The following is a 1,856-nucleotide window of genomic DNA, read 5'->3' on the forward strand; positions in this document are numbered from 1 at the left end:
TTCGGGAAACTGTGCAGTTCAAAATTAGAAACCAGCCATGGCGCGTATTCTGGGATGTCCAGACCAAATTGTTCGGGAAATTCAATAATGCAGGCGGCAACCATCAGCGGCATGGCGGAGATAACGTGTTGCGCGGTGACAGCAACGGTTTCCCCTTTTGCATTATCACGCAGCCACACTTCAATCCGGCCGTCTGAAAGCGGTTTGATTTTGACGGCAGAAGCATTAACCGAAGCAGGTTTCTCCAAACGGATACTATTTTCAGACGGCCATTGCCAACCTTCTTGCAAACCGGCATGACGGCGCAGGTTTTCAGAAAGATGTGCCAAACCTTCGGGCCAAGTGAGGACGGTTTCTGCATTGTTGCGGGCGGCAAAATAATGCAGCCCGGCAAAGGCAGACACTTGCCCAATGCCTTGTCCGTAATCGTCGCGGCAACAATAATCGAGATACCATAAAAGCTCAGGCGAGTGGTAGTCCTCTTGATCAAGCCATTGTTTAAACGTCAGATGATCGAGTTTGCGCCATGTCTCATCTGCCGATGACAGCGCAATCGGAATAGCAAAAATTTTCTTACCGTCATCGCCGTAAGACTGTTTCAGACGGCCGATTAAATCAAAAAACCGTTTGGAATCCGCATCTTCTTTCGGCAATAAATGTTCCACCCATTTATCCTGATATAAGAGGCGCGATTCGGGCGCATAGACCAAATCGGTTTCCCTAAAGCTGCCGTCCGACTGCAAGATACCGAAATCTACCAACATCTCGCGCACATACACGCTTTCTTTCGACGGCAAAGCCAAATAATGCGCACCGCTCGGCGCTTTCAGGCCGTCTGAAGACGTATAGGCAGCATTGTTGCCATTGCGTTCAAACCCTTCTGCCAACAATACATCGCAGTGATTATGCTTCGCCAAATACCACAACGCCCCCAACCCAGCCGCACCGCCGCCGAGTATCAACGTATTGCATTCATAACGACGGGGCGGCGCTTGCAACAATTCCCGATCGCGCAACAAATGCCCCAACGGCAAGCCGACACGGTTAATAGAAACCGGCGGTTTGCGGTTGAGGTATTTGTAAGTCTGCCAAGAGAAAGCAGAAGCGGCACCAAGCGCGGCGGTATAACTGAGAAATTGACGGCGGGTTAGCATAATAAATTATTGCTTTTCAGTATTTTTTTAGGAAAGCAAGTCATACACCCTTTTCTCTGTAAGATACCCATTATTTCCAAATGCCTTCATGTTATAGAACCGATAACACTTAACCAGCAATAAATTAACATCTCCTGAAATATCAAATGGCGTATGCTTGGCGTTGAACTTTTGCCCCTCTTGCCAATATTGATAAAACTAAAATAAAGTCAAATCACTGCCTCTATTTACAACCGTCCAATCCACCCGTTCCGCCGCCAACTCCCTGCACAAGATTTCCTTCACTTTTTCCAATTTCATGCCGCCGCAGATAAATGCATCAATGGCGGCGAAGCGGTGTTCCGGCCAAGTGTGGATACTGATATGGGACTCGGCGAGCAGTAAAACGCCGGTTACGCCGCCTGCGCCGCCGAAGGTGTGGAAATGTTCGGTTAATATGGTGGCTTCTGCGGCTTGTGCAGCAGCTGCCAAAGCGGTTTTCAGACGGCCTTCATCTTTTAAGATGGCTTCGTCGCAACCGTATAAGTCCAATAGGCCATGATTACCGGGTGCATGGGTCATTTATGGCCTCCGGAATAACCGCTGCCGCCGTAATAGCCGCCGGAGTGCATACGCGAGCCGTCGGAGTCGGAAGAGCCGTAGCTGATGATCATGTAGATGACGATGATGATGGTGCTGAAAATGATGTAAGTGATTCTTGAC

General features: G+C 49.1%; 2 protein-coding genes. Both read right to left on the reverse strand.

Annotation, left to right across the window (positions count from 1 at the left end; all coding sequences use genetic code 11):
- Nucleotides 1–1,154, reverse strand: a 1,154-nt coding sequence (locus tag ACTHUM_RS12810; RefSeq protein ID WP_440403034.1) for an NAD(P)-binding protein, incomplete at its 3' end; no start/stop codon positions are given.
- A 198-nt stretch (nt 1,155–1,352) separates the two neighbouring features.
- Nucleotides 1,353–1,715, reverse strand: coding sequence for an adenosylmethionine decarboxylase (gene speD / locus ACTHUM_RS12815; RefSeq protein ID WP_107768871.1), 363 nt, complete (start codon nt 1,713–1,715; stop codon nt 1,353–1,355).
- Nucleotides 1,716–1,856: the final 141 nt, after the last annotated feature.

It is taken from the genome of Neisseria sp. P0021.S006 (genome assembly GCF_051956895.1).